The organism is Paenirhodobacter enshiensis (genome assembly GCF_000740785.1).
GTDB lineage: Bacteria > Pseudomonadota > Alphaproteobacteria > Rhodobacterales > Rhodobacteraceae > Rhodobacter > Rhodobacter enshiensis.
Genome location: NZ_JFZB01000005.1, coordinates 31,525 through 58,460, shown reverse-complemented (window position 1 = coordinate 58,460; position 26,936 = coordinate 31,525). Strand labels below are relative to the sequence as shown.

General features: G+C 67.2%; 25 protein-coding genes. 16 read left to right on the top strand and 9 right to left on the bottom strand.

Translation table 11 applies throughout. The features are described from left to right. The first annotated feature begins 10 nt into the window (after positions 1–10). The 13 genes from nirB (at position 11) to CG50_RS03200 (ending at position 17,016) form a co-directional block, all read left to right on the top strand. Positions 11–2,449: a nitrite reductase large subunit NirB gene (gene nirB / locus CG50_RS03260; protein ID WP_036635207.1), complete on the top strand. Its 2,439-nt coding sequence runs from the start codon at positions 11–13 to the stop codon at positions 2,447–2,449. Next, positions 2,446–2,778, top strand: a complete 333-nt coding sequence (gene nirD / locus CG50_RS03255; RefSeq protein ID WP_036635205.1) for a nitrite reductase small subunit NirD — start codon at positions 2,446–2,448, stop codon at positions 2,776–2,778. The genes nirB and nirD overlap by 4 nt, the downstream gene beginning before the upstream one ends. An 81-nt stretch (positions 2,779–2,859) precedes the next feature. Next, positions 2,860–5,511 carry a nitrate reductase gene (locus CG50_RS03250; protein ID WP_036635203.1) on the top strand — a complete coding sequence of 884 codons (2,652 nt, stop codon included), beginning with the start codon at positions 2,860–2,862 and terminating at the stop codon, positions 5,509–5,511. Between the two features lie 70 nt (positions 5,512–5,581). Continuing rightward, on the top strand, positions 5,582–6,505 hold the full coding sequence (gene cobA, locus CG50_RS03245; protein ID WP_245615578.1) for a uroporphyrinogen-III C-methyltransferase: 924 nt from the start codon (positions 5,582–5,584) through the stop codon (positions 6,503–6,505). Between the two features lie 372 nt (positions 6,506–6,877). Further along, a complete protein-coding gene (locus CG50_RS03240) occupies positions 6,878–7,942 on the top strand; it encodes a LacI family DNA-binding transcriptional regulator (RefSeq protein ID WP_051909427.1) in 1,065 nt (354 codons plus the stop codon). Between the two features lie 81 nt (positions 7,943–8,023). After that, on the top strand, positions 8,024–8,821 hold the full coding sequence (gene cysQ / locus CG50_RS03235) for a 3'(2'),5'-bisphosphate nucleotidase CysQ (RefSeq protein ID WP_036635200.1): 798 nt from the start codon (positions 8,024–8,026) through the stop codon (positions 8,819–8,821). 12 nt (positions 8,822–8,833) lie between these two features. Continuing rightward, positions 8,834–9,634 (top strand): 3-deoxy-manno-octulosonate cytidylyltransferase, encoded by an 801-nt coding sequence (locus CG50_RS03230; protein ID WP_036635198.1) that lies wholly within the window; start codon positions 8,834–8,836, stop codon positions 9,632–9,634. Positions 9,635–9,836: 202 nt separating this feature from the next. After that, positions 9,837–10,730, top strand: a complete 894-nt coding sequence (gene galU / locus CG50_RS03225; RefSeq protein WP_036635196.1) for a UTP--glucose-1-phosphate uridylyltransferase GalU — start codon at positions 9,837–9,839, stop codon at positions 10,728–10,730. A gap of 4 nt (positions 10,731–10,734) precedes the next feature. Next, positions 10,735–11,721, top strand: a complete 987-nt coding sequence (gene galE, locus CG50_RS03220) for a UDP-glucose 4-epimerase GalE (protein WP_036635194.1) — start codon at positions 10,735–10,737, stop codon at positions 11,719–11,721. A 10-nt stretch (positions 11,722–11,731) separates the two neighbouring features. Continuing rightward, positions 11,732–12,751: a glycosyltransferase family 2 protein gene (locus tag CG50_RS03215; protein WP_051909425.1), complete on the top strand. Its 1,020-nt coding sequence runs from the start codon at positions 11,732–11,734 to the stop codon at positions 12,749–12,751. A 190-nt stretch (positions 12,752–12,941) separates the two neighbouring features. Further along, positions 12,942–13,922, top strand: a complete 981-nt coding sequence (locus tag CG50_RS03210; protein ID WP_036635192.1) for a glycosyltransferase family 2 protein — start codon at positions 12,942–12,944, stop codon at positions 13,920–13,922. Then, complete coding sequence (locus CG50_RS03205) at positions 13,919–15,613, top strand: DUF5927 domain-containing protein (RefSeq protein ID WP_051909519.1); 1,695 nt, start codon at positions 13,919–13,921, stop codon at positions 15,611–15,613. The genes CG50_RS03210 and CG50_RS03205 overlap by 4 nt, the downstream gene beginning before the upstream one ends. Then, the gene (locus tag CG50_RS03200) at positions 15,610–17,016 is read left to right on the top strand and encodes a hypothetical protein (RefSeq protein WP_036635190.1); all 1,407 of its coding nucleotides are present in this window, start codon (positions 15,610–15,612) and stop codon (positions 17,014–17,016) included. The genes CG50_RS03205 and CG50_RS03200 overlap by 4 nt, the downstream gene beginning before the upstream one ends. 128 nt (positions 17,017–17,144) lie before the next feature. Here CG50_RS03200 and CG50_RS03195 read toward each other — a convergent pair whose 3' ends face one another. The 7 genes from CG50_RS03195 to CG50_RS03165 form a co-directional block, all read right to left on the bottom strand. Further along, complete coding sequence (locus tag CG50_RS03195; protein ID WP_036635188.1) at positions 17,145–17,609, bottom strand: PTS sugar transporter subunit IIA; 465 nt, start codon at positions 17,607–17,609, stop codon at positions 17,145–17,147. Positions 17,610–17,641: 32 nt separating this feature from the next. Then, positions 17,642–18,217: a ribosome hibernation-promoting factor, HPF/YfiA family gene (hpf, locus tag CG50_RS03190; RefSeq protein ID WP_036635185.1), complete on the bottom strand. Its 576-nt coding sequence runs from the start codon at positions 18,215–18,217 to the stop codon at positions 17,642–17,644. A 287-nt stretch (positions 18,218–18,504) separates the two neighbouring features. Then, positions 18,505–19,248: an LPS export ABC transporter ATP-binding protein gene (gene lptB / locus CG50_RS03185; protein ID WP_036635184.1), complete on the bottom strand. Its 744-nt coding sequence runs from the start codon at positions 19,246–19,248 to the stop codon at positions 18,505–18,507. Further along, positions 19,245–19,769, bottom strand: coding sequence for a lipopolysaccharide transport periplasmic protein LptA (lptA, locus tag CG50_RS03180; protein ID WP_036635182.1), 525 nt, complete (start codon positions 19,767–19,769; stop codon positions 19,245–19,247). Before lptA ends, lptB begins: the two co-directional genes overlap by 4 nt. 11 nt (positions 19,770–19,780) lie before the next feature. Further along, complete coding sequence (locus CG50_RS03175) at positions 19,781–20,383, bottom strand: hypothetical protein (protein WP_036635180.1); 603 nt, start codon at positions 20,381–20,383, stop codon at positions 19,781–19,783. A 5-nt stretch (positions 20,384–20,388) separates the two neighbouring features. Next, positions 20,389–21,363 (bottom strand): KpsF/GutQ family sugar-phosphate isomerase, encoded by a 975-nt coding sequence (locus tag CG50_RS03170; protein ID WP_036635179.1) that lies wholly within the window; start codon positions 21,361–21,363, stop codon positions 20,389–20,391. Further along, positions 21,344–21,958, bottom strand: a complete 615-nt coding sequence (locus CG50_RS03165; protein ID WP_036635178.1) for a ribonuclease D — start codon at positions 21,956–21,958, stop codon at positions 21,344–21,346. The genes CG50_RS03170 and CG50_RS03165 overlap by 20 nt, the downstream gene beginning before the upstream one ends. On the opposite strand from CG50_RS03165, the gene CG50_RS03160 reads away from it, so the two are divergent. Further along, complete coding sequence (locus tag CG50_RS03160; RefSeq protein ID WP_338048254.1) at positions 21,947–23,050, top strand: bifunctional methionine sulfoxide reductase B/A protein; 1,104 nt, start codon at positions 21,947–21,949, stop codon at positions 23,048–23,050. The two genes, CG50_RS03165 and CG50_RS03160, sit on opposite strands and share 12 nt — an antisense overlap. A gap of 129 nt (positions 23,051–23,179) precedes the next feature. Here the strand turns inward: CG50_RS03160 and CG50_RS03155 are convergent, their stop codons facing one another. Then, positions 23,180–24,415: a saccharopine dehydrogenase family protein gene (locus tag CG50_RS03155; RefSeq protein WP_036635173.1), complete on the bottom strand. Its 1,236-nt coding sequence runs from the start codon at positions 24,413–24,415 to the stop codon at positions 23,180–23,182. 48 nt (positions 24,416–24,463) lie between these two features. After that, on the bottom strand, positions 24,464–25,558 hold the full coding sequence (locus CG50_RS03150; protein WP_036635163.1) for a carboxynorspermidine decarboxylase: 1,095 nt from the start codon (positions 25,556–25,558) through the stop codon (positions 24,464–24,466). Positions 25,559–25,800: 242 nt separating this feature from the next. On the opposite strand from CG50_RS03150, the gene CG50_RS17200 reads away from it, so the two are divergent. Together CG50_RS17200 and CG50_RS03140 are read left to right on the top strand one after the other, a co-directional pair. Beyond that, positions 25,801–26,196, top strand: a complete 396-nt coding sequence (locus CG50_RS17200; protein WP_036635156.1) for a hypothetical protein — start codon at positions 25,801–25,803, stop codon at positions 26,194–26,196. A gap of 77 nt (positions 26,197–26,273) precedes the next feature. Beyond that, positions 26,274–26,924, top strand: a complete 651-nt coding sequence (locus CG50_RS03140) for a ribonuclease HII (RefSeq protein ID WP_036635154.1) — start codon at positions 26,274–26,276, stop codon at positions 26,922–26,924. The last annotated feature ends 12 nt before the right edge of the window (positions 26,925–26,936 follow it).

Below are 26,936 nucleotides of genomic sequence, written 5' to 3'. Positions count from 1 at the left end.
GGAGTCAGCGATGCAGAAACTGGTCGTGATCGGGGCCGGCATGGCCTCTGGGCGGATGCTCGAACACCTGTTCGAGGCGGCGCCGGGTGAGTTTGACGTCACCCTGTTCAATGCGGAGCCGCGCGGCAACTACAACCGCATCATGCTCTCGCCGGTGCTGTCGGGCGAGAAGAGCTATGACGAGATCGTCACCCACGATGCGGATTGGTATGCGCGCCACGGCGTGCACTGCCGCTTCGGCGAGCGCGTCACCGCCATCGACCGCGCCCGCAAGGTGGTGCTCGGCGCCTCGGGCGATGAAGTGCCCTATGACAAGCTGGTGATCGCCACCGGCTCCAACCCGTTCATCGTGCCGCTGCCGGGCCACGATCTCGACGGCGTGGTCGCCTATCGCGACCTCGACGACACCAACCGGATGATCGCGGCGGCGGGCCCCGGGCGGCGCGCGGTGGTGATCGGCGGCGGTCTGCTGGGTCTTGAGGCGGCGGCCGGTCTGCGGCTGCGCGGCATGGAAGTGACGGTGGTGCATCTGCCGGGCCATCTGATGGAGCGTCAGCTCGATCCGGCGGCGGGCTATCTGCTGCGCCGTGCGCTTGGCGAGCGCGGCATCGAGGTGCTGTGCGGCGCGAACTCGAAGGAAATCGTCGGTCAGGACGGCAAGGTCGCGGCGCTGCGTCTGGAAGACGGCACCGAGATCGCCTGCGACATCCTGGTGATGGCGGTGGGCATCCGTCCGGCGGCGGCGCTCGGCCGCGAGGCCGGGCTGACCACCGGCCGCGCCATCGCGGTCGATGCGACGATGACCACCTCGGACCCGGATGTGCTCGCGCTCGGCGAATGCGTCGAGTTCGAGGGCCAGCTCTTCGGTCTGGTCGCGCCGCTTTACGATCAGGCGAAGGTCGCGGCGCAGACGCTGCTCGGGCAAAGCGCCGCCTTCGTGCCGCGCGAGGTCTCGACCAAGCTGAAGGTGACCGGCTGCGATCTGTTCTCGGCGGGCGATTTCGCCGAGGGCGAGGGCCGCGAGGACATCGTGTTCCGCGACCCGGCGCGCGGCGTCTACAAGCGCCTCGTGCTCAAGGACGACCGGATCATCGGCGCGGTGATGTATGGCGACACCGCCGACGGTAACTGGTTCTACGGGCTGATGAAGGACGGCGCCGATGTCTCGGCGATGCGCGAGACGCTGATCTTCGGGCCGGGCTTCCAGGGGGGCGCGCCCGCGGACCCTATGGCGGCCGTTGCAGCCTTGCCGGATGAGGCAGAGATCTGCGGTTGCAACGGCGTCAGCAAGGGAATGATCGTCAAGGCGATCGAGGGCGGCGCGCATACGCTCGACGCGATCAAGATCTGCACCAAGGCCTCGGGGTCGTGCGGCGGGTGCTCGGGTCTGGTCGAGCAGGTTCTGGCGCTCACCCTCGGGGGCGAGTTCGTCAAGCCGGCGGTGAAGCCGGTCTGCGGCTGCACCGATCTGACGCATGAGGAACTGCGCCGGCTGATCCGCTCGAAGTCGCTGAAGTCGATGCCCGAGGTGATGCAGGAGCTGGGCTGGAAGACGCCCGACGGCTGCCCCTCGTGCCGGCCGGCGCTGAACTTCTATCTGCTGGTGGAATGGCCGCTCGAATATCGCGACGATCTGCAAAGCCGCTTCGTGAACGAGCGCAACCACGGCAACATCCAGAAGGACGGCACCTATTCGGTGATGCCGCGGATGTTCGGCGGCATGACCAACGCCGACGAGCTGCGCGCCATCGCGGATGCCGCCGACAAATACGGCGCGGCGGTCAAGGTCACCGGCGGCCAGCGCATCGACCTTCTGGGCATCCGCAAGGAGGATCTGCCGTCGATCTGGGCCGATCTGGGGGCGGCGGGCATGGTGTCGGGTCACGCCTATACCAAGGGTCTGCGCACGGTGAAGACCTGCGTCGGAACCGACTGGTGCCGCTTCGGCACGCAGGATTCGACCGGGCTCGGCATCAGGCTGGAGAAGCGGCTGTGGGGCTCGTGGACGCCGCACAAGTTCAAGCTGGCGGTGACGGGCTGCCCGCGCAACTGCGCCGAGGCGACCTGCAAGGATCTGGGCGTCGTGTGCGTCGACTCTGGCTACGAGATCGGCGTCGGCGGGGCCGCGGGGATCGAGCTGAAGGCGACCGAACCGCTTGCCAAGGTCGCGACCGAGGCCGAGGTGATCGACATCACCGTGGCCTTCCTGCAGCTCTACCGCGAGGGCGCGAACTACCTCGACCGGCCCCACAAGTGGATCGCCAAGACCGGCGGCCTCGACTGGATCCGGGAACGCGTGGTCGACGATCCCGACAGCCGCCGGGCGTTGATCGAGCGCTTCGACATCTCGCAGTCGGTCTATCAGAAGGACCCCTGGGCCGATCATGTCGCCACCCGTGCGGCGCTTTACACCCCGCTTGCAGATCTGACCAAGGAGGCCGCGGAATGAGCTGGATCGACATCGGCGCACTCGAGGACATCCCGCGCCAGGGCGCGCGCGTCGTTAAGACCGCGCATGGCTGCGTGGCGGTGTTCCGCACCCTCGACGATGCGGTCTTCGCGCTGTCGGACCGCTGCGCGCACAAGGCGGGGCCGCTGTCCGACGGTCTGGTGCATGACCACAAGGTGACCTGCCCGCTGCACGGCTGGGTGTTCAGCCTGGAGACCGGGCAGGCGCTCGGGGCCGATCAGGGCTCTGTGCCGAGCTATCCGGCCCGGGTCGAGGCGGGGCGCATCCTCCTCGACGCGGCGCGGCTGACGGCCGGCGCAACCGCCTGAACCGCGCCGGCCTGACCTGTGGCCCCCGCCCGAGCCGGCGGGGGGCTCTGACCCCATTTCTTCCAAAGACCGGAGGCCCCGATGACCCGCTTGACCGGACCCGAGATCCGCACCACCTGCCCCTATTGCGGCGTCGGCTGCGGCGTGATCGCGCGCCCGGACGGGCAAGGCGGCCTCGATGTGCGCGGCGACCGCGCCCATCCGGCGAACGAGGGGAAGCTGTGCTCGAAGGGCTCCGCGCTCGGCGAGACGGTCGGCCTTTCGGGGCGGCTGCTCGAACCGCGCATCGGCGGCGCGGAGGCGGGCTGGGACGAAGCCATCGACCTCGTGGCGCGCAAGTTCCGTGAAGCCATCGCCGAGCACGGCCCCGACAGCGTGGCCTTCTACGTCTCGGGCCAGCTGCTGAGCGAGGATTACTACGTCGCCAACAAGCTGATGAAAGGCTTCATCGGCTCGGGCAACATCGACACCAATTCCCGGCTGTGCATGGCGTCCTCGGTCGCCGGGCACCGCCGCGCCTTCGGCACCGATACCGTGCCGGGGCTGTATGAGGATTTCGAGACCGCCGACACCATCGTTCTGGTCGGCTCCAACCTCGCCTGGTGCCACCCGGTGCTGTATCAGCGCATCGCCGCCGAGAAGAAGCACCGCCCGGCGCTGAAGGTGGTGGTGATCGACCCGCGCCGCACCGCCACCGCCGAGATCGCCGATCTGCATCTGCCCGTCGCGCCGGGCGGCGATGCGGCGCTGTTCAACGCGCTGCTGTGCGAGATCGCCGATGGCGCGGCGCTGGATCGCGATTTCGTCGCCGAGCATGTCTCGGGCTTCGATGCGGCACTGGCCGCCGCACGCGCGAGCGATCCGGCCCTGACCGGGCTGAGCGAGCGCCAGATCGCCGATTTCACCCGCATCTGGATCGGCTCCGAACGGGTGGTGACGGTCTACAGCCAGGGCATCAACCAGTCGTCGAGCGGCACCGACAAGGTGAACGCGATCATCAACTGCCATCTGGCGAGCGGGCGGATCGGCCGACCGGGGATGGGGCCGTTCTCGGTCACCGGCCAGCCCAACGCCATGGGCGGGCGCGAGGTCGGCGGGCTCGCCAACATGCTGGCCTGTCATCTGGACATCGAGAACCCTGCCCATCGCGATGCGGTTCAGGGCTTCTGGGCCAGCCCGACGATGGCGCCGGGGCCGGGGCTGAAGGCCGTCGACATGTTCCGCGCCGTCGAGGACGGCCGGATCAAGGCGCTGTGGATCATCTGCACCAACCCCGCCGTCTCGATGCCCGAGGCCGATCGGGTGCGCGCCGCCATCGCCGCTTGCCCGTTCACCGTGGTCTCGGACGTGCTGGCCGATACCGACACGACGCGGCTGGCCGACGTTCTGCTGCCCGCCACCGGCTGGGGCGAGAAGGACGGCACCGTCACCAATTCCGAGCGCTGCATCTCGCGTCAGCGCCCGGTGCTCGACGCACCGGGCGGGGCGCGGCACGACTGGCGCATCCTGTGCGACGTGGCCGCGCGCATGGGCTGGGCCGAGGATTTCGACTACGACGGGCCGGCGGCGATCTTTCGCGAATATGCCGCGCTGTCGGGGGTGGCGGGGGCGCTCGGGCGCGATTTCGACATCTCGGCGCTCTCGGGGGTCAGCGATGCGGAATACGACGCGCTCGACCCCTTCGTCTGGCCGCGGAGCGCGACGCGTTCGGGTGGGCGGTTCTTCGGCGACGGGCAGTTCTACACCCCCGACGGGCGCGGCCGGATGCTGCCCATCGTGCCGGCGCTGCCGGTGTCGCGCCTTGCGCCGGAAACCCCCTACCGGCTGAACACCGGGCGGGTGCGCGATCACTGGCACACCATGACCCGCACCGCGAAATCGCCCCGGCTCAGCCAGCACATGGCCGAACCCTATCTGGAGGTTCACCCGGACGATGCCGCGGCCCTCGGTCTGGTGCCGGCGGGAATCGCCCGGTTGTCGAACGGCTGCGGCGAGGCGCTGCTGCGCGTTCTGGTGACCGGGCGTGCGCAGCCCGGCTCGGTCTTCGCGCCGATGCACTGGACGGGCGAGACCGCCTCGCTCGGCCGGATCGACGCGCTGGTGCCCTGGGTGACCGATCCGGTCTCGGGCCAGCCCGAGAGCAAGGGCGCCACCGTGGCCATCGCGCCTTTCGCCGCCGCCTGGTATGGGTTCGCCGTTTCGACGCGGCCGGTGCAGCCCGCAACCGAATACTGGGCGCAATCGCGCGAGAAGGCCGGCTGGCGGACCGAGCTTGCCGCGTTGCAACGGCCCGGCGCGGGCACTGCCGCCGATTGGGAGGCCTTCGCCCGCACGCTGTTCGATCTGCCCGAGGCGCAGGTCGTGTCGATGATCGACCCGGCCCGAGGCTTCGCGCGGATCGCGCTGATGGAGTATGGTCGGGTCGCGGCGGCGCTGTTCACCGCGACAGAACCTGTCGCCGTGGCGCGCGGCCATGTCGCGGCGCTGCTCGGCGCCGAGGATCAGCCGGCGCTGCTGGCGGGCCGTCCGGGTGCCGACCGGCCCGATCCCGGCGCCACGGTTTGCGCCTGTTTCGACGTCGGGGTGAACACGATCCTCGCCGCCATCGCGGCCGAGCGTCTGACCACGGTCGAGGCGGTCGGACAGGCGCTGCGCGCGGGCACCAACTGCGGCTCCTGCCGGCCCGAGATCGCGGCGCTTCTTGCGCAGGCGCGGGCCGCGGCGGCCTGCTGAGACACCGGTTCCATCCCGCGCGACGGTCGCGAGGCAATGATGAAAGGGCAAGGCAATGAAGACATTTCCGATGAGTCCGCGTCTTGCCGGGGCCGATCCGGCCACGCTGCGCGGCTGGGTCGCGGCGGGCCGCGAGGGGCTGTGCCGGATGCTGCGGGCCGTGCTGCGCGCGCTCGACGGCGGGCTGAACGCCTCGCATCCGCCTGTCGCTTCCGCGACCTGCGATCAGACGCAGCCGGTTCCGGGCGGTCTGATCTCGCTGGTCGGTGCGGGGCCGGGGGCGGCGGATCTGCTGACGCTGCGCGCGCTTCGCTGCCTGCAACGGGCCGATGTCATCTTCTACGACCGGCTCGTCGATCCCGAGGTTCTGGCCCATGCCCGCCCCGGGGCGGAACGGATCTATGTCGGCAAGGCGGTCGGCGCCTGCGACTGGCCGCAGGAGCGCATCGACGCGGTGATCGTCGCCGCCGCGCTTCAGGGCAAGCGGGTGGTGCGGCTGAAAAGCGGCGATCCCGGCATCTTCGGCCGCGCGACCGAGGAACTGGCCGCCGCCCGCCGTCACGGCATCCCGACCGAGATCGTCCCGGGCGTCACCGCGGCCTCGGCGGCCGGTGCCGCGCTCGGCCGGGCGCTGACCGAACGCGGCGAGACCGACCGTCTGGTTCTGGCGACCGGCACCTGCCGTCCGGGCGACGATGCGCCGGACTGGGGCGCGATGCTGATGCCGGGCACCACGCTCGCGCTTTACATGGGGGTGTCGCAGGCCGCGCGGATCGAGGCGAATCTTCTCGCCGCCGGGGTGCCTGACCGGGCTTCGGTCGAGATCGTCAGCCATGCCTCGGGGGCGGATCAGCGCATCGTGACCTGTTGCCTCGGCACGCTCGCCCGCACGGTGCGCCGGCAGGGCGTCGAGAATCCCGCCATCATCGTGATCCGCCGCCCCAAGGGAGAGCTGTCCTGTTCCGCGCTGCATCCGCTGCGCCGCGTCGGCTGAGTCGGAGGCCGGGCAGGGGAGGGCCCGGCCGGCACAAACCCCGGCCGTCGTCGCGGCGGTGACATGCAGGGAAGACAGGGCACGGGAAAAAAGGGGCGGCACAGCATCAGGGGCGAACGGATGATCCGCTCGCCCCTGACACCTTGCTATTTCGTTAAGTGCGGCCCGGGGGCGAGTAAGGGGGGCGTTTTGGCCCGGCGCCCCCCCTTTTCACCATATCCACGATCGGAGTCTACACGCGGATCGGCCAAGTTCGGTTCCAGATTTTTCGGAGTCTCGTCTGGTTCCGTTATCGCTAACATAGGGCAACGGGACGGCTTGCGCAAGAGATTCGATTGGCGATACTGGATCACGAGCAAGAGAGGTTCCGCTTTGCCCCGCACCCCCGTCGATCCCCGTCGTTCCGCATCGCACCGGCCGCTGACCCTGCGCGACGTCTCCGAAGCCTCGGGCGTGTCGGAAATGACGGTCAGCCGGGTGCTGCGCAACCGCGGCGACGTGTCAGAGACGACCCGCATCAAGGTGCTGGAGGCGGCGCGCACCCTCGGCTACGTGCCGAACAAGATCGCCGGCGCACTGGCTTCGCAGCGGGTCAATCTGGTCGGCGTGGTGATCCCGTCGCTGTCGAACCTGGTGTTCCCCGAGGTGCTCTCGGGGATTTCGGCCGAGCTCGACGAGACCGGGCTGCAACCGGTGGTGGGGGTGACGAATTACTCGCCGGCGCGCGAGGAATCGGTGCTTTACGAGATGCTGTCCTGGCGCCCCGCGGGGCTGGTGGTCGCCGGCCTCGAACATACCGAGGCCGCGCGTGCCATGCTGGCCAATGCCGGCGCCCCGGTGGTCGAGATCATGGATGTCGACGGCGAGGGCGTGGACAGCGTGGTCGGCATCTCGCACCGCCGGGCCGGGCTGCACATGGCGGAGGCGATCGTCGCCTCGGGCTATCGCCGGATCGGTTTTCTCGGCACCAAGATGCCGGAGGATCACCGGGCGCGCAAACGCCTCGAAGGCTTTCGCGAGGGGCTGGCGGCGGCGGGCCTCGGCATCGAGGATACCGAGTTCTACTCGGGGGGCTCGGCGCTTTTGAAGGGGCGCGAGATGACCGAGGCCATGATGCGCCGCTCTCCCGATCTTGATTTTCTATATTATTCCAATGACATGATCGGTGCGGGCGGGCTGTTGTGGTGCCTTGAGCAGGGCTATGACGTGCCCGGCCGGCTGGGCCTTGCCGGGTTCAACGGGGTCGAGCTGTTGCAGGGGCTGCCGCGCCGCCTCGCCACGATGGATTCGTGCCGGCGCGAGATCGGCCAGCGCGCGGCGCAGATCATTGCCGCCCGTGCCTGCGAAGGCGCCTCTGCCGATGCCGCGCCCGAGCGGATCGAGCTCGAACCGGTGATCCAGCCCGGCGACACGATCCGGCCGCCGTCGCGCGGCTGAGGGCGCATATCTCTTGCCCCTGCCGGCCCGGCATCCCATAACTTGGGGGCACCCACGGCACTTTGCCGGTTCGGAGGAATGATGGATTACAACCGCCTCGTCGACGTCATGCGGCTGCTCGCGCTTCAGGCCGGAGCGAAGATCATGGAGATCTACGAGGGGCCGGATTTCGACGTCCATCTGAAGTCGGACAACTCTCCGGTCACCGCGGCGGACGAGGCGGCGGATGCGCTGATCTCGGCCGGGCTGGCCGAGGCCTTCCCGCAGACCCCCATCGTCACCGAGGAACAGGCCGACAGCCACGATCAGCACGTCAGCACCTTCCTGATCGTCGACCCGCTCGACGGCACCAAGGAATTCGTGCAGCGGCGCGGCGATTTCACCGTGAATATCGCCTATGTCGAGGATGGCGTGCCGACCCGTGGCGTGGTCTATGCCCCGGCGCGCGGGCGGCTGTTCTACACCCTCGCCGACGGTCGCGCGGTCGAGGAGGTCGGTCCGGTCTTCGATCTGGCGAAGCCCGGCGAGCAGCGTCCGATTTCGGTCGCGGTGCCCGACAACCGCGGTCTGCGCATCGTCGCGTCGAAATCGCACCGCGATCAGGCGACGGACGATTACCTCGCCCGTTACGCCGCGCGCGATCTGACCTCGGCGGGCTCGTCGCTGAAATTCTGTCTGGTCGCCACCGGCGAGGCGGATCTGTATCCGCGGCTCGGGCGCACGATGGAATGGGACACCGCGGCGGGCGATGCGGTGTTGCGCGGTGCCGGTGGCAAGATGGTCCGTTTCGACGATCTCGCGCCTTTCACCTATGGCAAGGAGGGCTTCGCCAACCCGTTCTTCATCGCCTATGCCCCCGGCGTCCTTCTGGCAAAGTAACCGACTGAAATCATGTCCGTCCTGATCGTCATTCCGGCCCGATACGCCTCGACGCGCTATCCGGCCAAGCCGCTCGTCCACCTTCGCGGGGCTTCGGGCGTTTCGAAATCGCTGATCCGGCGCAGCTGGGAAGCGGCCTCGGCCGTGCGCGGCGTCGACCGGGTCGTCGTCGCCACCGACGACGACCGCATCCGCACCGAGGCCGAGAGCTTCGGCGCCGAGGTCGTGATGACCCCCGTGACCTGTCACAACGGCACCGAACGCTGCGCCGAGGCCCTGCGCGACATCGACGCGGGTTATGACATGGTGGTCAACCTGCAGGGCGACGCGCCGCTGACGCCCGCGTGGTTCGTCGAGGATCTGGTGGCCGGGCTGGAGAAAAACCCCTGGGCGGAGCTGGCGACGCCGGTGTTGCGCTGCCGCGGCGACATGCTGGCGAGCCTGCGCGAGGACCGTGCGCAGGGCCGCGTCGGCGGCACCACGGCGGTGTTCGGTGCAGGCAACCGGGGGCTCTATTTCTCGAAGGAAGTCGTGCCCTACACCGGCACCGATTACGCGCCCGAGGCGCCGACCCCGGTGTTCCATCACGTCGGTGTCTACGCCTACCGGCCGGAGACGCTGATGGCCTATCCGGGCTGGCCGATCGGGCCGCTCGAAACCCTCGAAGGGCTCGAACAGCTGCGCTTCCTGGAAAATGGCCGTGCGGTTCTGTGCGTCGAGGTCGAGGCCCGCGGCCGCCAGTTCTGGGAGCTGAACAACCCCTCGGACGTGCCGAAGATCGAGGCGATGATGGCCGAGATGGGCCTCGATTGAGAGAACGGGCTCGGCAGCTTTCCGCTGCCCAGCCCCGCCCCGGAGTGCAAACCCGCGTTTTGGGGCGACAATCCTGCCGATTGCGATTAACGCCCGCCGCGCGAGCCCATATAAAGGCCCGAACGACCCGGTTGCACGACCTGCCCGAGTCGCGTGAATTTCAGCAAAGACGGGCCGGTGTCGCCCGCAATTGAGGTGCCTGATGAAACGCAAGGTCACGAAAGCCATCTTCCCGGTTGCCGGCCTCGGGACCCGCTTCCTGCCCGCCACCAAGGCGATCCCGAAGGAGATCCTGACGCTGGTCGACCGCCCGCTGATCCAATACGCGATCGACGAGGCCCGCGCCGCCGGCATCACCGATTTCATCTTCGTCACCTCGCGCGGCAAATCGGCGCTGGAAGACTATTTCGACAACGCGCCCGAGCTGGAAGAGACGCTGGAGCGCAAGAAGAAGACCGCTCTGCTCGAAGAGCTGAAGACCACCAACATGCCCTCGGGCGCCATCGCCTACGTGCGGCAGAACCGTCCGCTCGGCCTCGGCCATGCGGTGTGGTGCGCCAAGAAGCTGGTCGGCGACGAGCCCTTCGCCGTCATTCTGACCGATGACGTGATCAAGGCCGACAAGCCCTGCCTCGCGCAGATGATGGAAGCCTACGAGGAAACCGGCGGCAACGTCGTCGCCACGATGGAAGTCGCGCGCGACAAGACCTCGTCCTACGGCATCATCGACGTCGAGGAAGACCGCGGCGACATCGTGAAGGTGCGCAAGATGGTCGAGAAGCCCAAGGCCGAGGAAGCCCCCTCGAACCTCGCGGTGATCGGCCGTTACATCCTGACGCCCGAGGTGATGCACAACCTCAGCGAAATGAAGGAAGGCGCGGGCGGCGAGATCCAGCTGACCGACGCCATCGACAAGGAACTCGAGAAGGGCAATCCGGTCTACGGTTTCCGCTTCAAGGGTCAGCGCTACGACTGCGGCTCGAAGGCGGGCTTCCTGCAGGCGACGGTGGCTTACGGCCTTGCGCGACCGGAACTGCGCGACGAGTTCGCGGCCTTCCTGACCGGGGTGACCACCGGCATGAAGTTCCCGAAGTAAGCCGATGGCGAAGCATGTCCTGGTGACGGGCGGCGCGGGCTACATCGGTTCGCACGCCTGCAAGGCGCTGAAGGCGGCGGGCTACGTGCCCGTCACCTTCGACAGCTTCGTGACCGGCTGGCGCGACGCGGTGAAGTTCGGCCCGCTCGAAGAGGGCGATCTGGCCGACCGCACCCGCCTCGACGAGGTGTTCGCCAAATGGCAGCCGGTGGCGGTGATGCATTTCGCGGCCCTCAGCCTGGTCGGCGAATCGATGACCAACCCGGGCAAATACTGGCGCCACAACGTGCTCAGCTCGCTCAACCTGATCGAGGCGACCTGCGCCGCCGGGGTGAAGAACTTCGTGTTCTCCTCGACCTGCGCGACCTATGGCGATCAGGACGGGGTGATCCTCGACGAAGGCACGCGGCAGATGCCGATCAACGCCTATGGCGGCTCGAAACGCGCCATCGAGGACATGTTGCGCGATTTCGGCAACAGCCACGGGCTGAACTCGGTGATCTTCCGCTATTTCAACGTCGCGGGCTGCGATCCCGAAAGCGAAGTCGGCGAGTTCCACCGCCCCGAGACCCATCTGATTCCGCTGGTTCTCGATGCCATCGACGGCCGGCGTCCGGCGCTGACGGTCTACGGCACCGATTACCCGACGCCCGACGGCACCTGCATCCGCGACTATGTCCATGTCTCGGATCTGGTCGATGCGCATGTGCTCGGCGTGAAGTGGCTCGAGGACGGCAAGCCCTCCGAGGTGTTCTGCCTCGGTTCGGGCGATGGCTTCTCGGTGCGCGAGGTGATCGCGAAATCGGGCTCGGTGACCAATCGCGAAGTGCCGATCGTCGAGGGCGCGCGCCGTCCGGGCGATGCGGCGAAGCTGGTCTCGGGCTCGAAGAAGGCGATCGAGGTTCTGGGCTGGAAGCCCAAGCGCGACGATCTTCAGACGATGATCGCCGACGCCTGGCGCTGGCATCAGAACGGCCATTACGAGAAGTGACGGCCAGGGCGTGGGCGCGTTTCACGACCTGCGCCTTGCCATCGGCGCCCGCGCCAAGCGCCAGCGCCTTCTGCTGAGGGCTTACCGCAGCCGGCACGATTTGGCTGCGGTGCGCGACAGGACCGCCGCGATCCGCCCCGATACGCTGCTGCTGTTCGCCACGATGCGCAACGAAAGCGTGCGCCTGCCCTATTTCCTGCGCCATTATCGCAAGATGGGCATCGGTCATTTCCTGATCGTCGACAATGACAGCACCGACGGGACCGCCGCGATGCTGGCCGCGGAGCCCGATGTGTCCTTGTGGCGCAGCGGGGCGAGTTACCGTGCCTCGCGCTTCGGGATGGACTGGATCAACCATTTGCTGCGCCGTTACGGCAGCGGGCACTGGTGCCTGACCGTCGATGCCGACGAGCTGCTGACCATCCCGCATCGGGACACGCGCGATCTGCGCGATCTGACCGGGTGGCTCGACGCGCGCGGGGTGCCGATGATGGCGGCGCTGATGCTGGATCTGTATCCGCGGGGGGCGCTGTCCGGGGCGGTCTGCCCGCCCGGGACCGATCCGGCGACGGTGCTGAACTGGTTCGACGCGGACAACTATACCTGGGAGTTCCAGCCGCGGTTTCGCAACATCTCGATCCGCGGCGGCGTGCGCAGGCGGGTGTTCTTCGCCGATACCCCCGAGAACGCGCCGCATCTGCACAAGGTGCCGCTGATTCGCTGGAACCGGCGCTATGCCTATGTCAGCTCGACCCATGTGGCCTTGCCACGGCGGCTGAACGCGGGGTTCGATGCCCGGCTGTCGCTGCCCACCGGCGTTTTGCTGCACGATAAGTTCCTTGACCAGATCATCGCGAAATCGCGCGACGAGAAACTGCGCGGCGAGCATTTTACCCATGCAGCGCGCTATGACGGCTATTACGATGCCCTGATCGCCGATCCGGTGCTGTGGAACGCCGACTCGCAGCAGATGACGGACTGGCGTGGCCTCGAAACGCTCGGTCTGATGAGCCGCGGCGCCTGGTGCTGAGGGGAAACCGGCCCGGAATCCGGCCCCGGGTGCGGGAAGAAGTGTTTACGTCTCGCAACTCTCCGCTATTCTGAGGGATAATATTTGTGTCACGATCGGACTGCGCCGGTTCTGCCCGCCGCGTCTTTCGGCCGTGGGCTTCGATTGGTGCGAGACCGGCGTGAACCTGAGGACTCTCCTTCGACTGCGGATGGACCGGCAGCGCGGGCAGTTTCGCGGCTTTCTGCACCGTCGCGAGCTGCGCGCGGTCTCGGACCGGACCGGCTCGATCCGGCATGACGATGTGCTGTGCTTCGTCACCTTGCGCAACGAGCGCGTCCGCCTGCCGTATTTCCTCGACTATTATCGCCGGCTCGGGGTGCGGCATTTCCTGATCGTCGACAACGATTCCGCCGACGGCTCGGGCGAGTATCTGCTGGACCAGAACGACGTTTCGGTCTGGCACACCTCGGCCAGCTATCGGGCATCGAACTTCGGCATCGACTGGATGAACCACCTGCTGCGCCGCTATGGCAGCGGGCACTGGACGCTGACCGTCGATCCCGACGAGTTCCTGATCTACCCGTTCCATGACACCCGCCCGATCGGTGCGCTGACCGACTGGCTCGACACCTACGAAATCCGCGCCTTCCCGGCGATGCTGCTCGACATGTATCCGAAGGGGCCCTTCGACGCCCAGCCCTACCACGAGGGGCAGGATCCGTTCGAGATCGCCTGCTGGTTCGACAGCGGCAATTACATGATCCGCAAGAACGAGAAACAGCGCAATCTGTGGATCCAGGGGGGACCGCGCGCGCGCGCCTTCTTCGCCCGCCGCCCCGAGGAAGCGCCCTCGCTGAACAAGATCCCGCTGGTGCGCTGGAGCAAGGATCAGGTGTTCCTGTCCTCGACGCACATGTTGCTGCCACGCCGTCTGAACGCGGTCTATGACGAATGGGGCGGCGAAAAGGCTTCGGGTTGCCTGCTTCATGCCAAGTTCCTGTCCCCTTTGCGCGGCAAGGTCGCCGAGGAGATGACAAGGAATCAGCATTATGGTGCCTCGCGCGAGTATCGGGCCTATGGCTCGGGGCTGGAAACCACGCCGGACCTGTGGACGAACTGGTCCGAGAAATACATCAACTGGCGCCAGCTCGAGATTCTCGGGCTGATGTCGCGGGGCATGTGGACGTGACGGTCGGCTTCCTGATGCTGTGCCACACCGCGCTTGAACGGGCGGCGCAGGTGGCGCGGTTCTGGGCGGAAAGTGGTGCACCGGTGGTGATCCATGTCGATTCCCGTGCGCCCCGGCACGAGGTCGAGGCGCTGCATCGCCGCGTCTCGGATCTCGATACCATTTCATTTTCGGCCCGGCACGCCTGCGAATGGGGCACCTGGTCGCTGGTCGCGGCCACGATCGACGCGGCGCAGCAGATGCTCGACCGCCATCCCGAGGTGCGCCACGTGTTCCTTGCCTCGGGCGCGTGCCTGCCCCTGCGTCCGCTGGCAGAGCTTGAGGCCTATCTGGCTGTCCATCCCGACACCGATTTCATCGAGAGCGTCACCGTGGCCGATGTCGGCTGGACTGTGGGCGGGATCGACACCGAGCGCTTTACCCTGCGCTTCCCGTTCTCGTGGCGGCGCAACCGGCGGCTGTTCGACGGATACGTGCGGTTGCAGCGCCGGTTCGGCTTCCGGCGCAACCCGCCGGCGGGGCTGGTGCCGCATCTGGGGTCGCAATGGTGGTGCCTGACGCGGCGCACCCTCGACGACATCCTGAGCGATCCGCGGCGCAAGGAGTATGACCGCTATTTCAAACGGGTCTGGATCCCGGACGAGAGTTATTTCCAGTCTCTGACGCGGCTTCATGCGCGCTGCGTCGACAGCCGGTCGCTGACGTTGGTGAAGTTCGATGTGCGCGGCAAGCCGCATATCTTCTACGATGACCATCTGGAGCTGTTGCGCCGCTCGAACTGCTTCGTGGCGCGCAAGATCTGGCCCCGGGCGGACCGGCTTTACGACACCTTCCTGAGCCCGCGTCCCGCCATCGGCACCGCCGAGCCCGACACCGCCACGATCGGGCGGCTGTTCGACCACGCGGCCGAGCGGCGCACCCGCGGCCGTCCGGGTCTTTACATGCAAAGCCGCTTCCCGCGGCAGGATCACGAGAACGGCAAAACCGCCGCCCCTTATTCGGTATTTCAGGGCTTCACCGAACTGTTCCCCGAATTCTGCGGCTGGCTGTCGCGTCAGGCTGCCGGACGGGTGCACGGCCATCTGTTTTCGCCCGAGCGCGTCGAATTCGCCGGCGGTGCGAGCGTCGGACCGGGCTGTCTGACGGACAGTCTGCCGCTGCGCGACTACAACCCGCGCGCCTTCCTGACCAATCTGATCTGGAACGACCGCTCGGCGCGGCAGTGCTTCATGCTCAGCCCGCGCGACACCCAGCCTCTGAACTGGTTTCTGGCGACCGATCCGAATGCGCAGATCTCGGTGGTGACGGGGGCGTGGGCGGTGCGGCTGTTCCGGGCGCGCCGGCCCTTCGCCCAGATCCGGCGCGAGGCCGCACGGTTGCAACGTCTTGAAACGCAACAGCTTGGTGTGCTGCGCTCTGGCTATGTCAAGGCGCGGGTGCGGATCTGGACACTGTCTGAATTCGTCGAGAACCCGACCGAGCCGTTGCAGACGATCCTTGAGGAGGTCGGCGTGCGCAACCCGCGCCAGCTGCTCACGCCGCCGCAGATGGTCGACCTGACGGGGTTCGGCGGGTTCTTGCAGGAATTGCGCAACCGTGGCATGCAGCCGCGCCTGATGGGCGATTTCCCGGCTCCGGGCGGATGGCGGAGCCCGGGCGGGGCGGTTTCGGGCGAAGGGGAGGGGTCATGACCCGGTTCAGCAGCTTCGTGGTTCTGGCCGAGATGCGCACTGGCTCGAATCTGCTCGAGGCGGCTCTGAACCTGTTGCCGGGCGTGCATTGCCATGGCGAGGCCTTCAATCCCGGGCTGATCGGCTATCCCCGGCGCACGGCCCTTCTGGGCGTCACCCGCGTGCAGCGTGACGCCGATCCGATGCGGCTGTGGCAGGCGATCCGGGCAGAGCCGGGGCTGAACGGCTGTCGCTATTTCCACGATCACGATCCGCGAATGCTGCCCGAATTCCTCGACGATCCGGGCTGTGCCAAGATCGTGCTGACACGCAACCCCGTCGACAGCTATGTCAGCTTGCAGATCGCGCGTGCCACGGGACAGTGGAAGCTCGGCGATGCGCGCCACCGCAAGGCCGCGCAGGCGGAGTTCGATCCGGCCGGGTTCGAGGCGCATCTGGAGGCCCTGCAAGGCTTCCAGATGAGGGTGCTGCACCGGATGCAGACCTCGGGGCAGGTGGCGTTCTATATCGACTATGACGATGTTCAGGACGTTGCGGTGCTGAACGGGCTGGCGGCATGGCTGGGCGTGGGGGCTGGCCTCGATACGCTGCCCGCGGATCTGGTGCCGCAAAACCCCGGTCCGCTGGAAGCCAAGGTCGCGAATTTCCCCGAGATGGAGGCCGCGCTGGCCCGTCTCGACCGGTTCAACCTGTCGCGCACCCCGAATTTCGAGCCCCGCCGCGGACCGAACGTGCCGGGCATTCTGGGCTGTGCGCTGTCCGATACCGCGGGGCTGTTGTTCCTGCCGTTGCGGCCGGCGCCGGTGGGGGCGGTGCGCGACTGGCTGGCGCAGATCGGCACGCTCGAGGAGGGGTTTTCGCAAAAGACCCTGCGGCAGTGGAAGAAGGCCCGTCCCGATCACCGCAGTTTCACCGTGCTGCGCCATCCGCTGCTGCGCGCGCATCTGGCACTGGCCGCGGTGCTGAGCTGGGACGCCATGGCCGAGACCCGTCAGGTGCTGCGCAAGACCTACAAGCTGCCTTTGCCGCCCGAAGGACGTCTGCCCGGCCCGGAGGGGTGGGCGAAGCTGCTGCTCGCCTTCCTGAAATGGCTGAAGATGAACCTGAACGGGCAGACCTCGTTGCCGGTGTCCTATCTGTGGGCGAGCCAGTCGGCGGCGGTGCAGGGCTTTGCGCAGTTCTCGACACCCGATCTTCTGGTGCGCGAGGACCGTATGGCCGAGGATCTGGAGTATCTGGCGCGCGCGCTCGGGGTCGATGCGCCGCGCTGCACCGCCGCCCCGGACGGCGCGCCCGTCGATCTTGCCGCGATCTGGAGTTCCGATCTGGAGAAGGCCGCCCGCGACGCCTATGCGCGCGATTACATCCAGTTCGGGTTTCGGGACTGGACTGCGGCGGGCTGAAGCGCTGTCCGCGCCCCTGGCCGGGATCTGCGCACGGGGCGGCATGGTCGTCACCCTGAAATGACGAACGGCAGCCCCCGGGGGGCTGCCGTGACCGGACTTTCGATCCGTCGTCGGGTTTCTTTCTGTCAGGCCGCCTGCGCGCCCGCCGCAGCGGTCAGAACCGCATGAAGAGCCGCCGGATCGGTGTTCACGCGCAGCTTGGCGCAGACCTCGGCGTTGCGCATGGTGCGCGACACCAGGGCCAGCGCTTTCAGGTGATCGACGCCCGAATCCTTCGGCGCGAACAGCGCGAAGATCAGATCGACCGGCAGCCGGTCGACGGCATCGAAATCGAGCGCCTTTTCCAGCCGCAGGAACACGCCGACCACTTCGGTCAGCCCGTGCAGACGCGCGTGCGGCAGCGCCACGCCATGGCCCACGCCGGTCGGGCCGAGGGCCTCGCGCTCCTGCAGGGCATCGACCGTCTGGATCGCATCCAGCCCGTAGGCTGAATGCGCGATGTCACCGAGGTCCTGAAACAGACGCTTCTTGCTCGTCACGGTGGCAAGCACTTTCACCGCATCGGGCCGGAGCAGGGTCGAAAGATCCATTGGTCCTATTTCCGCGCCCGTCGAGGGGGCGCTCATTTGCTGTTGCGCGGGTCTATCCAGCCGACGTTGCCGTCCTCGCGGCTGTAGACGACATTGACCCCGCCATGTTTCTCGTTGCGGAACACGAGAAGGGGCTTGCCCGCCAGCTCCATCTGCATCACCGCCTCGCCGACCGAGAGGGTGGGGACCTTGGTCTCCATCTCGGCTACGATCACGGGTGCCAGGCTGTCGGCCTCGGCCTCCATCTCGTCTTCATCCGAAGCGAGGACATACAGATCGGCCGGGGCAAATTCAACAGGGGTGGTCCGGTCGCGCGAATAGTCCTTCAACCGGCGCTTGTGACGGCGCAGCTGCTTGTCCATCTTCTCGCGGCAGGCCTCGAAGGCGGCGTAGATTTCCGTCGCATGGCCCGAGGCGGCTGCGGTCAGCCCGGTCGAAAGATGAACGCTCGCCTCGCAGCTGTATTCATACGCGTTTTTCGAGAACACCACGATCGCATCGGTGGGGCGCTGCTGGTATTTCTCGAAGGTCTCGCCCAGCTCGGACTTCACATGGCTTTGCAGGGCCTCGCCGATGTCGAGCTGCTTGCCGCTGATCTGAGTGCGCATGGTTCTTCCTCCGCGTCAGAAGACCGTGGGGCAAGTGCCCCCGGCCGGTTGAATTCGGGAAAACGGGCCGCTTCGCCACCGGCTGCAGGGCCGGATCTGCGGTTCCAAAACCCGGCGGCTCCCGGAAAGCGGGGCGCGGCGGATGCAGGAACGGTGCAGGCGGGTATCACGCATAAGATCAATGTGTGAGCGCCGCGCCGATCCGTCAACGCCTTCCGTGTCACCGGGGCGAAACATTTTCGTTGCAGGGGGTTGCGGGCGTAAACCGGCCTGTCGGCGGTGGGTCGTCAGGCGATCGAGAAGTTCTCGCCCAGATAGACGCGGCGCACGGTCTCGTCGCGCACGACCTCATCTGTCGTGCCCGACATGATGACCTGACCGTCGTGCAGGATATAGGCGCGGTCTACGATACCGAGGGTCTCGCGCACGTTGTGATCGGTGATCAGCACGCCGATGCCGCGTTCCTTCAGATGGCACACGAGGCCGCGGATCTCGCCCACGGCGATCGGGTCGACGCCGGCGAAGGGCTCGTCGAGGAGCAGGTATTTCGGATTGGCAGCAAGACAGCGCGCGATCTCGACGCGGCGACGTTCGCCGCCCGAAAGCGCCAGCGCCGGAGCCTGACGCAGATGCGCGACCGAGAAATCGCCGAGCAGCTCCTCCAGCCGTTCGCGCCGGCGGTGCTGGGTCGGCTCGGCAATCTCGAGAATCGCCATGATGTTCTGTTCGACCGTCAGTCCGCGGAAGATCGAGGCCTCCTGCGGCAGGTAGCCGATGCCGAGGCGCGCCCGGCGATACATCGGCAGGCCCGAGGCCTCCTGTCCGTCGATCATGACACGGCCCGAATCGGGGCGCACCAGGCCGGCGATGGCGTAAAAGCATGTCGTCTTGCCCGATCCGTTCGGCCCGAGCAGCGCCACCACCTCGCCGCGCGCCAGCGTCAGCGACACGTCCCGCAGCACCAGCCGCTTGCGGTAGCTCTTGCGCAGGTTGACGACGGTGAGGCCGGTTTGCTGCGGGGCCTCGGTCATGGCTTCTTCCCCGGGGTGGCCGACTGCGCTGCGGGCTGTTGCAAGATGGTGCGCACCCGCCCGTCCATGTGCCCGGTGCCCGAGCGCAGATCGACAGTCAGCTTCTGGCCCGACATCACGCTCTGTCCTTGGGTCAGCAGCACGTCGCCGGTCATCACCACCTGCCCGGTGGCGACATCGTAGACGGCATCCCGGCCTTCGGCTGCTTCGTCGGGCGAGACCATCGTGACCCCGCCGGTGGCGTGCATCGTGGTGATCCGCGTGCGGTCGGCCGGGTCGTAATCGACGGTGACTTCGGCCGCCTTCAGCCGCATCCCACCCTGAATGACCACCACGTTGCCCGAGAACACTGCATGGCCGCTTTGCTGATCGACCGCGAGCTTGTCCGAGGTGACCTGAACCGGGGCCTTGGGGTCGGCCTTCAGCCCGCCGAGGGCCATCTGCTGCGCCATCGCACCCACCGGGGCGACAGCGGTCAGTCCCAGGGCGAGAGCGGCGGCAAGGAAGGGGGCGAAACGCATGGGCGACCTCATCAATGCGGTTGATACACGAGTTTCACCCCGCCGGTGAAGACCAGATCGTAAGGAGCACCCGCGGCGGGGCGGGACATTTCGGCACTGTCGGAGGACAGCGTGCCATAAGGCGCACGCCCGTCGACGGCGCCGGGCAGGGAAATGCGGCTGCGGTCTGTGGCGATCCGCGCCTCGCCGGTCGCGAGATCGTAGCCGGTCGAGGTTTTCAGCGTCACATCGCCCATCAGCGCGATTTCAGTCCGGGCAGGGTCGATCAGGCCGGATCTGGCGGTCATGTCAGTGGTTTCGCCGGTCGAGGGGGATACCAGATGCGCCTTCATATCGGTCGCGCGGGTTCCGGTCGTGCCATTGAGGTCGGGATAGGCGGCGGTTGCCTCGACCCTCAGCGCGTCGCCGTCCTGGGTGACGCCGGAATAATGCGGCGCGCCGATGCGCTGCTCGCGCGCGATGCGGTCGAGGTCGACCTCGGAATACAAGGGCGCCCGCGTCGGATCGACCCGGTCCGAGATCAGGAAGATCGTCGACAGAAGAGCAAGCGCGGCCAGCGGCAGAACCACCTTGGCCAGTCGCACGATCCTCGTATGGCGGACCTCGCTCAGCATCCCTGTCAGACCAGTCCGGCGCGCAGGCAGTCGTGGATATGGATGATGCCGACGGGGCGGTCGTTCTCGACGACGAACAGGCAGGTGATCTTGCGGGCGTCCATCACGGCGACGGCGGCCTCGGCCAGAGCGTCGGGGGCGATCACCTGCGGCGAGCGGGTCATCACCTCGGCCGCGGTCTGATCGAGCAGCCCGCGCATGTGCCGGCGCAAATCGCCGTCGGTGATGATGCCGATCAGCCGCCCGTCCGCCGCGGTCACGCCCGCGACGCCGAAGCCCTTGGCGGTGATCTCCAGCAGCGCCTCGGCCATCGGGGTGGCCTCGTGCACCAGCGGCAGATCGGTGTGCATCAGATCACGCACCTTCGACAGCCGCGCGCCGAGCTTGCCGCCCGGATGGAACACGCGGAACTGCTCGGGGGTGAAGCGGCGATGTTCCATCAGCGCGACGGCCAGCGCATCGCCAAGCGCGAGGGTCATCGTCGTCGAGGTCGTCGGCACCAGCCCGCCGGAACCGGCCTCGGGCACCTTCGGCAGCACCAGCGCGACGTCCGACTGCCGCAGCAGCGTCGAATCGGCGTTCGAGGCGATGCCGATCAGCGGAATGCCGAAGCGGCGGGTATGCGCGATCAGATCGGCGAGCTCGGGCGTCTCGCCCGAGTTCGACATCATCAGAACCACATCCTCGGCGGTGACCATGCCAAGGTCGCCATGGCTCGCCTCGGCGGGATGGACGAATTGCGCGGGCGTGCCGGTCGAGGCCATGGTCGCCGCGATCTTGCGCGCGATATGGCCCGACTTGCCCATGCCCGAGACGATCACCCGGCCATGAGCGTGCAAGATCGTTTCGACCGCACGCGCGAAAGAGGCATCGAGCCCCGCAGCCAGCGCGGTCAGCCCCTCGGCTTCGACGGTTATGACGCGGCGCGCCGTCGCCAGATAGGCCTCGTTGTCAGCGGTTTCAGTGGTGGAAGATGTCATTGGGTTCCTCCCATCCCATCAGGTCAAGCTGCGCGCGTGCCGGCAGGAAATCGAAACAGGCCTGCGCAAGGTCGGTCCGGCCTTCGCGGGCCAGCCGCTCGACCAGCGCCGCGCGCGCCTTGTGCAGGTAAAGAACGTCGGACGCCGCATATTCCATCTGCGCCTGGCTCAGCGTCTCCGCGCCCCAGTCCGAGGTCTGCTGCTGCTTCGAGATGTCGACCCCCACCAGATCGTGCAGCAGGTATTTCAGCCCGTGCCGGTCGGTGAAGGTGCGCACCATCTTCGAGGCGATCTTGGTGCAGAACACCGGCGCGGTCAGCACGCCGAAGGTGCGATACAGCATCGCCACGTCGAAGCGGGCGAAATGGAACAGCTTCTCGGTCGCGGGATCGGCGAGCAGGCGGCACAGATTCGGCGCCTCGGTCTGCCCCTTGGCGATCTTGACCAGATGGGCATGGCCGTCGCCCGCCGACAGCTGGACCAGACACAGCCGGTCGCGCCGCGGATCGAGGCCCATGGTCTCGGTGTCGATCGCCACGATCGGGCCGAGGCTCAGCCCCTCAGGCAGGTCGTTCATGTGCAGATGGATGGACAAACCTGTCCCTTTCTTCGGATGGTGCAGGGGATATATCGTCTCAGCAAGCACATTGCCACTGCCGGCAGGGTGCGAAGGGCGCGAAGGGCATGGAAATTCCCGCGCTCTGCGCCATCTTCTGCCCATGCCCCCGAGGAGAGCGCCATGACCGCACCCTATTCCAAGACCCCCGAAGCTCTGGCCCGGCTGACGCCGGAACAATACCGCGTCACCCAGCAGGCCGGCACCGAACGCCCCTACAGCGGCGAATACGATCATCTGTTCGAACCCGGCCTCTATGTCGATGTCGTCTCGGGAGAGCCGCTGTTCTCCTCGGCCGACAAGTTCGACAGCGGCTGCGGCTGGCCGGCTTTCGCCCGCCCGGTCGACGAGGCGATGATTACCGCGCATCGCGACACCACCCACGGCATGACCCGGGTCGAGGTGCGCTCGAAACACGCCGACAGCCATCTCGGCCATGTCTTCCCCGACGGGCCCGAAGACCGCGGCGGGCTGCGCTTCTGCATCAACTCGGCGAGCCTGCGCTTCATTCCCCGCGACCGGATGGAGGCCGAGGGCTATGCGGATTACCTCCCCCTCGTCGATGCCGCCCCGGTCGAGAAAGCGATCCTCGCCGGCGGCTGCTTCTGGGGGATGCAGGATCTGATCCGCCGCATTCCGGGGGTGATCGCCACCCGCGTCGGCTATTCCGGCGGCGACGTGGCGAATGCGACCTACCGCGACCACGGCACACACGCCGAATCGCTCGAGGTAACCTTCGACCCGACGAAACTGTCCTACCGCCGGCTCCTCGAGCTGTTCTTCCAGATCCACGACCCCTCGACACCGAACCGGCAGGGCAATGACATCGGCACTTCCTACCGCTCGGCGATCTTCACCCTGTCCGAGGAACAGCGCCGCACCGCCCTCGACCTGATCGCCGAGATCGACGCCTCCGGCCGCTGGCCCGGCAAGGTGGTGACCGAGGTCACCGCCGCCGGCCCGTTCTGGGAAGCCGAGCCCGAGCATCAGGATTACCTCCTGCGCTACCCCGAGGGCTACACCTGCCACCGCCCGCGCGCCGACTGGGTCCTGCCCACGAAAGCGGACTGACCCCGAAACGACGAAGGGCGCGGGAGATTCCCCCGCGCCCTTTCGATTCGCCGAAAATATCCCGGGGTGAATTTGCCCGCAGGGCAAAGAGGGGCAGAGCCCCTCCCTGCTTCTCCGCCCCGGCGACACTCAGATCGCGATATCCTCGCCCCCGGGCGTGATCACACGCGACGGCAGGCCGATCTTGCCGAGCAGTTCCAGGAACGGCCGCGCCGGCAGTTCCTCGACATTCGCCATCCGTGCGACATCCCAGGTGCCCTCGGCCACCATCAGCGCGGCGGCGACGGCGGGCACGCCCGCGGTATAGCTGATGCCCTGCGCGCCGACCTCTTCATAGGCTTCCTTGTGATCGGCGACGTTGTAGACGAAGACCTCGACCTCGCGGCCGTCCTTCATGCCCTTCACGAAATCGCCGATGCAGGTCTTGCCGGTGTAATCGGGCGCGAGCGAGGCCGGATCGGGCAGCACCGCCTTCACCACCTTCAGCGGCACCACTTCCAGCCCCTCGGCCGTGGTCACCGGCTGTTCGGACAGCAGGCCGAGCGTCTTCAGCACGGTGAACACGTTGATGTAGTGATCGCCGAAGCCCATCCAGAACCGCACATCGGCCGCGGGGTAATTCGCCGACAGCGAATGCACCTCGTCATGGCCCGACAGATAGGCCTTCTGCTTGCCCACGACCGGCAGATCCCATTCCTGACCGACCTCGAACATGGCGTTTTCCTGCCACTTCCCGCCCTGCCACGAATAGACCGTGCCGGTGAATTCGCGGAAGTTGATCTCGGGGTCGAAGTTGGTGGCGAAATAGCGGCCGTGGCTGCCGGCGTTGATGTCGACGATGTCGATCGCCGTCACCGTGTCGAGGTATTCATCCGCCGCGAAGCGCACATAGGCGTTCACCACACCGGGGTCGAAGCCCGCGCCCAGAATCGCCGTCACGCCCTTTTCGGCGCACAGATCGCGCTTCTTCCACTCGTAGTTGCCATACCACGGCGGCGCCTCGCAGATCTTGTTCGGCTCCTCGTGGATGGCGGTGTCGATATAGGCCACCCCGGTCTCGATGCAGGCGTCGAGCACGTATTTGTTCACGAAGGCGGAGCCCACGTTGATCACGATCCCGGCCCCGGTCTCGCGGATCAGCGCGGCGGTGGCGGCGACATCGGTCGCGTCCAGCGCGTGACTGTCGAACGTGCCGGGCACCTTCATCGCCTGCTTCTCCCCGACCGAGGCGATGATCGCGTCGCATTTCGCCTTTCGGCGCGAGGCGATGTGCAGATCCCCAAGAATGTCGTTGTGCTGCGCGCATTTGTGGGCAACCACTTGCGCAACGCCACCGGCACCGATGATGAGCACGTTCTTTTTCACTTCAGCTGGCTCCTTTCACGAGCAAGGGGAAGGGGGGTGTTCAGCCCCTCAGGACAGGGAAGAGGTGTAATCCTCGTAGGTGAATTCGCGGATCGTCTCGATCGAACCGTCCGCGCGACGGATCGCGATCGCGGGCATGTTGACGCCATTGAACCAGTTCTTCTTGACCATCGTGTAACCGGCCGCATCGCGCACCGAGATCCGGTCGCCGATCTGCAACGGGCGCTCGAAGCGCGCCTCGCCGAAGATGTCGCCCGCGAGGCACGATTTGCCGGCGATCTGATAGGCGTGATCGCCGCTCTGCGGCAGCTTCGCGCTCTCGCGGTAGATCAGCAGATCGAGCATATGCGCCTCGATGCTCGAATCGACGATGGCGATGTTCTTGCCGTTGTCGAGAATATCGAGGACCGAGACCTCAAGCGTCGTCGATTGCGTGATCGAGGCCTCGCCGGGTTCGAGATAGACCTGAACGCCGAACCGCTCCGAGAAGGTCTTCAGCCGGGCGGCGAATTCCTCGATCGGGTAATCCGCGCCGGTGAAATGCAGCCCGCCCCCGAGCGACACCCAGTCGAGCCGTTCGAGCAGCGGGGCGAATTCGGTCTCGATCCGGCTCAGCTGCCGGTCGAACAGCGCGAAATCGCCGTTCTCGCAATTGTAATGGATCATCACGCCGCTGATCATGTCCGAGACCGCCAGCAGCTTCGCCACATCCCATTCGCCGAGCCGCGAGAACGGCCGCGCCGGGTCCGCCAGATCGAAGCCCGAGGTCGAGAACCGCGGGTTCAGCCGCACGCCGCGGCGGATATGGGCGGATTGTTCGGCATAGCGGGTCAGCTGACCGATGGTGTTGAAGATGATCTTGTCGGCGTAGCCGCAGGCCTCGTCGATCTCGCGGTCGGACCAGGCGACGGAATAGGCATGGGTTTCCTTGCCGAATTTCTCGTGGCCGAGGCGCAGCTCGTAAAGCGAGGACGAGGTGGTGCCGTCCATATAGGGGCGCATGATGTCGAAGGCCGACCAGGTGGCGAAGCATTTCAGCGCCAGAAGCGCCTTCGCGCCCGAGGACTCGCGCAGATGCTGGATCTTGCGCATGTTGCGAAGAAGCGCCTCTTCGTCGATCAGGTAAAAGGGTGTCGGCAGCATGGTCCCCCCCGCACGGCAAAGTGAGGCTGCGGTATAGGTCGGCGGTCCGGGCAAGGCAAGCGAAACCCTTGTGACACAGCCGGTTCCACGGCCTCGGCGGAACGGCGCCGAGGCGCTCGGCTGACATTCGCGCGATCGGGGACAAGCCCGCGCGAGTCCTCTTGCGGCGACGCCGGTGCGCTCTCATCTTCCGTGAAACCGGGGGGCCGCGGCGCGGGTCCTGTCACAGCAAGGGGGAAGCGATGTCCCTGAACATTTCTGGCCATATGCGAGGCGGTCTTCTGGCCGGCGCGGTCATGGCGGCGGCAGGCCTCGGCACGGCGATGCCGGCTTCGGCACTCAGCCCCGAGGGGCGAGACGCCCTCGGCACGGCGGTGGGCGTGGGGGCGGGGATCCTGCTCCTCGACAGTATCGTCAACGCGCCCTCGCGCCGCGTGGTGGTGGAGCCGCGTTACAGCTACGGCTATCCGCCGCCCCCGCCGCCGCCGGTCTATGTGGTGCCGGCCCGGCCCTGGGGGCCTCCGGGGCCGCCGCGCCGAGACTGGGACGATCACGGCGACTGGGACCGGCACGGGGGCTGGGATCACGACCGGGGCTGGGGCCACGACCGGGGCTGGGGCCACGGGCGGCGCTGGTAAGACGGAGACGACGGAAAGGCGGGGGCTTCCCCGCCTTTTTCGTTGCGCGCGCGGCCCGGGGGCGGCATCCCCGGGCCATGACACACGCATCCGCCGCCTCCGGCCCCGATTACGCTCATGAACTTGCCCTGGTCGCGCGCGGCTTCGTCCGCGTCGCCGGCGTCGACGAGGTGGGCCGCGGCCCGCTGTGCGGCCCGGTGACCGCGGCGGCGGTGGTGCTCGACCCGGACCGCATCCCCGAGGGGCTGAACGATTCGAAGGCGCTCAGCCACAAGCGGCGCGCCGGGCTCGAACAGCTGATCAGGGACAGCGCCGACTGGTGCGTCGCTCATGCCAGCGTCGAGGAGATCGACGAACTCAATATCTTGCAGGCGAGCCATCTGGCGATGTGCCGCGCCATCGCCGGGCTGCGCCGTCCGGCCGATTTCGTGCTGGTCGACGGCAACCGGTTGCCGCGCGATCTGACCTTGCCGGCCGAGACGCTGGTGAAGGGCGATGCGCGTTCGGTCTCGATCGCGGCGGCCTCGATCCTTGCGAAGGAAGAGCGCGATCGCCTGATGGTGGATTTGGCGCAACAATACCCGGGCTACGGCTGGGAGAAGAACGCGGGCTACCCGACGAAGGACCATCTCGAGGCGCTGCGAAATCTGGGGGTAACCCCTGTGCATAGACGTTCCTTCCGCCCCGTCCACAACATCTTGTGCCAAGCTAATTCTGTAAGTGGTTGATTCAAAAAACAA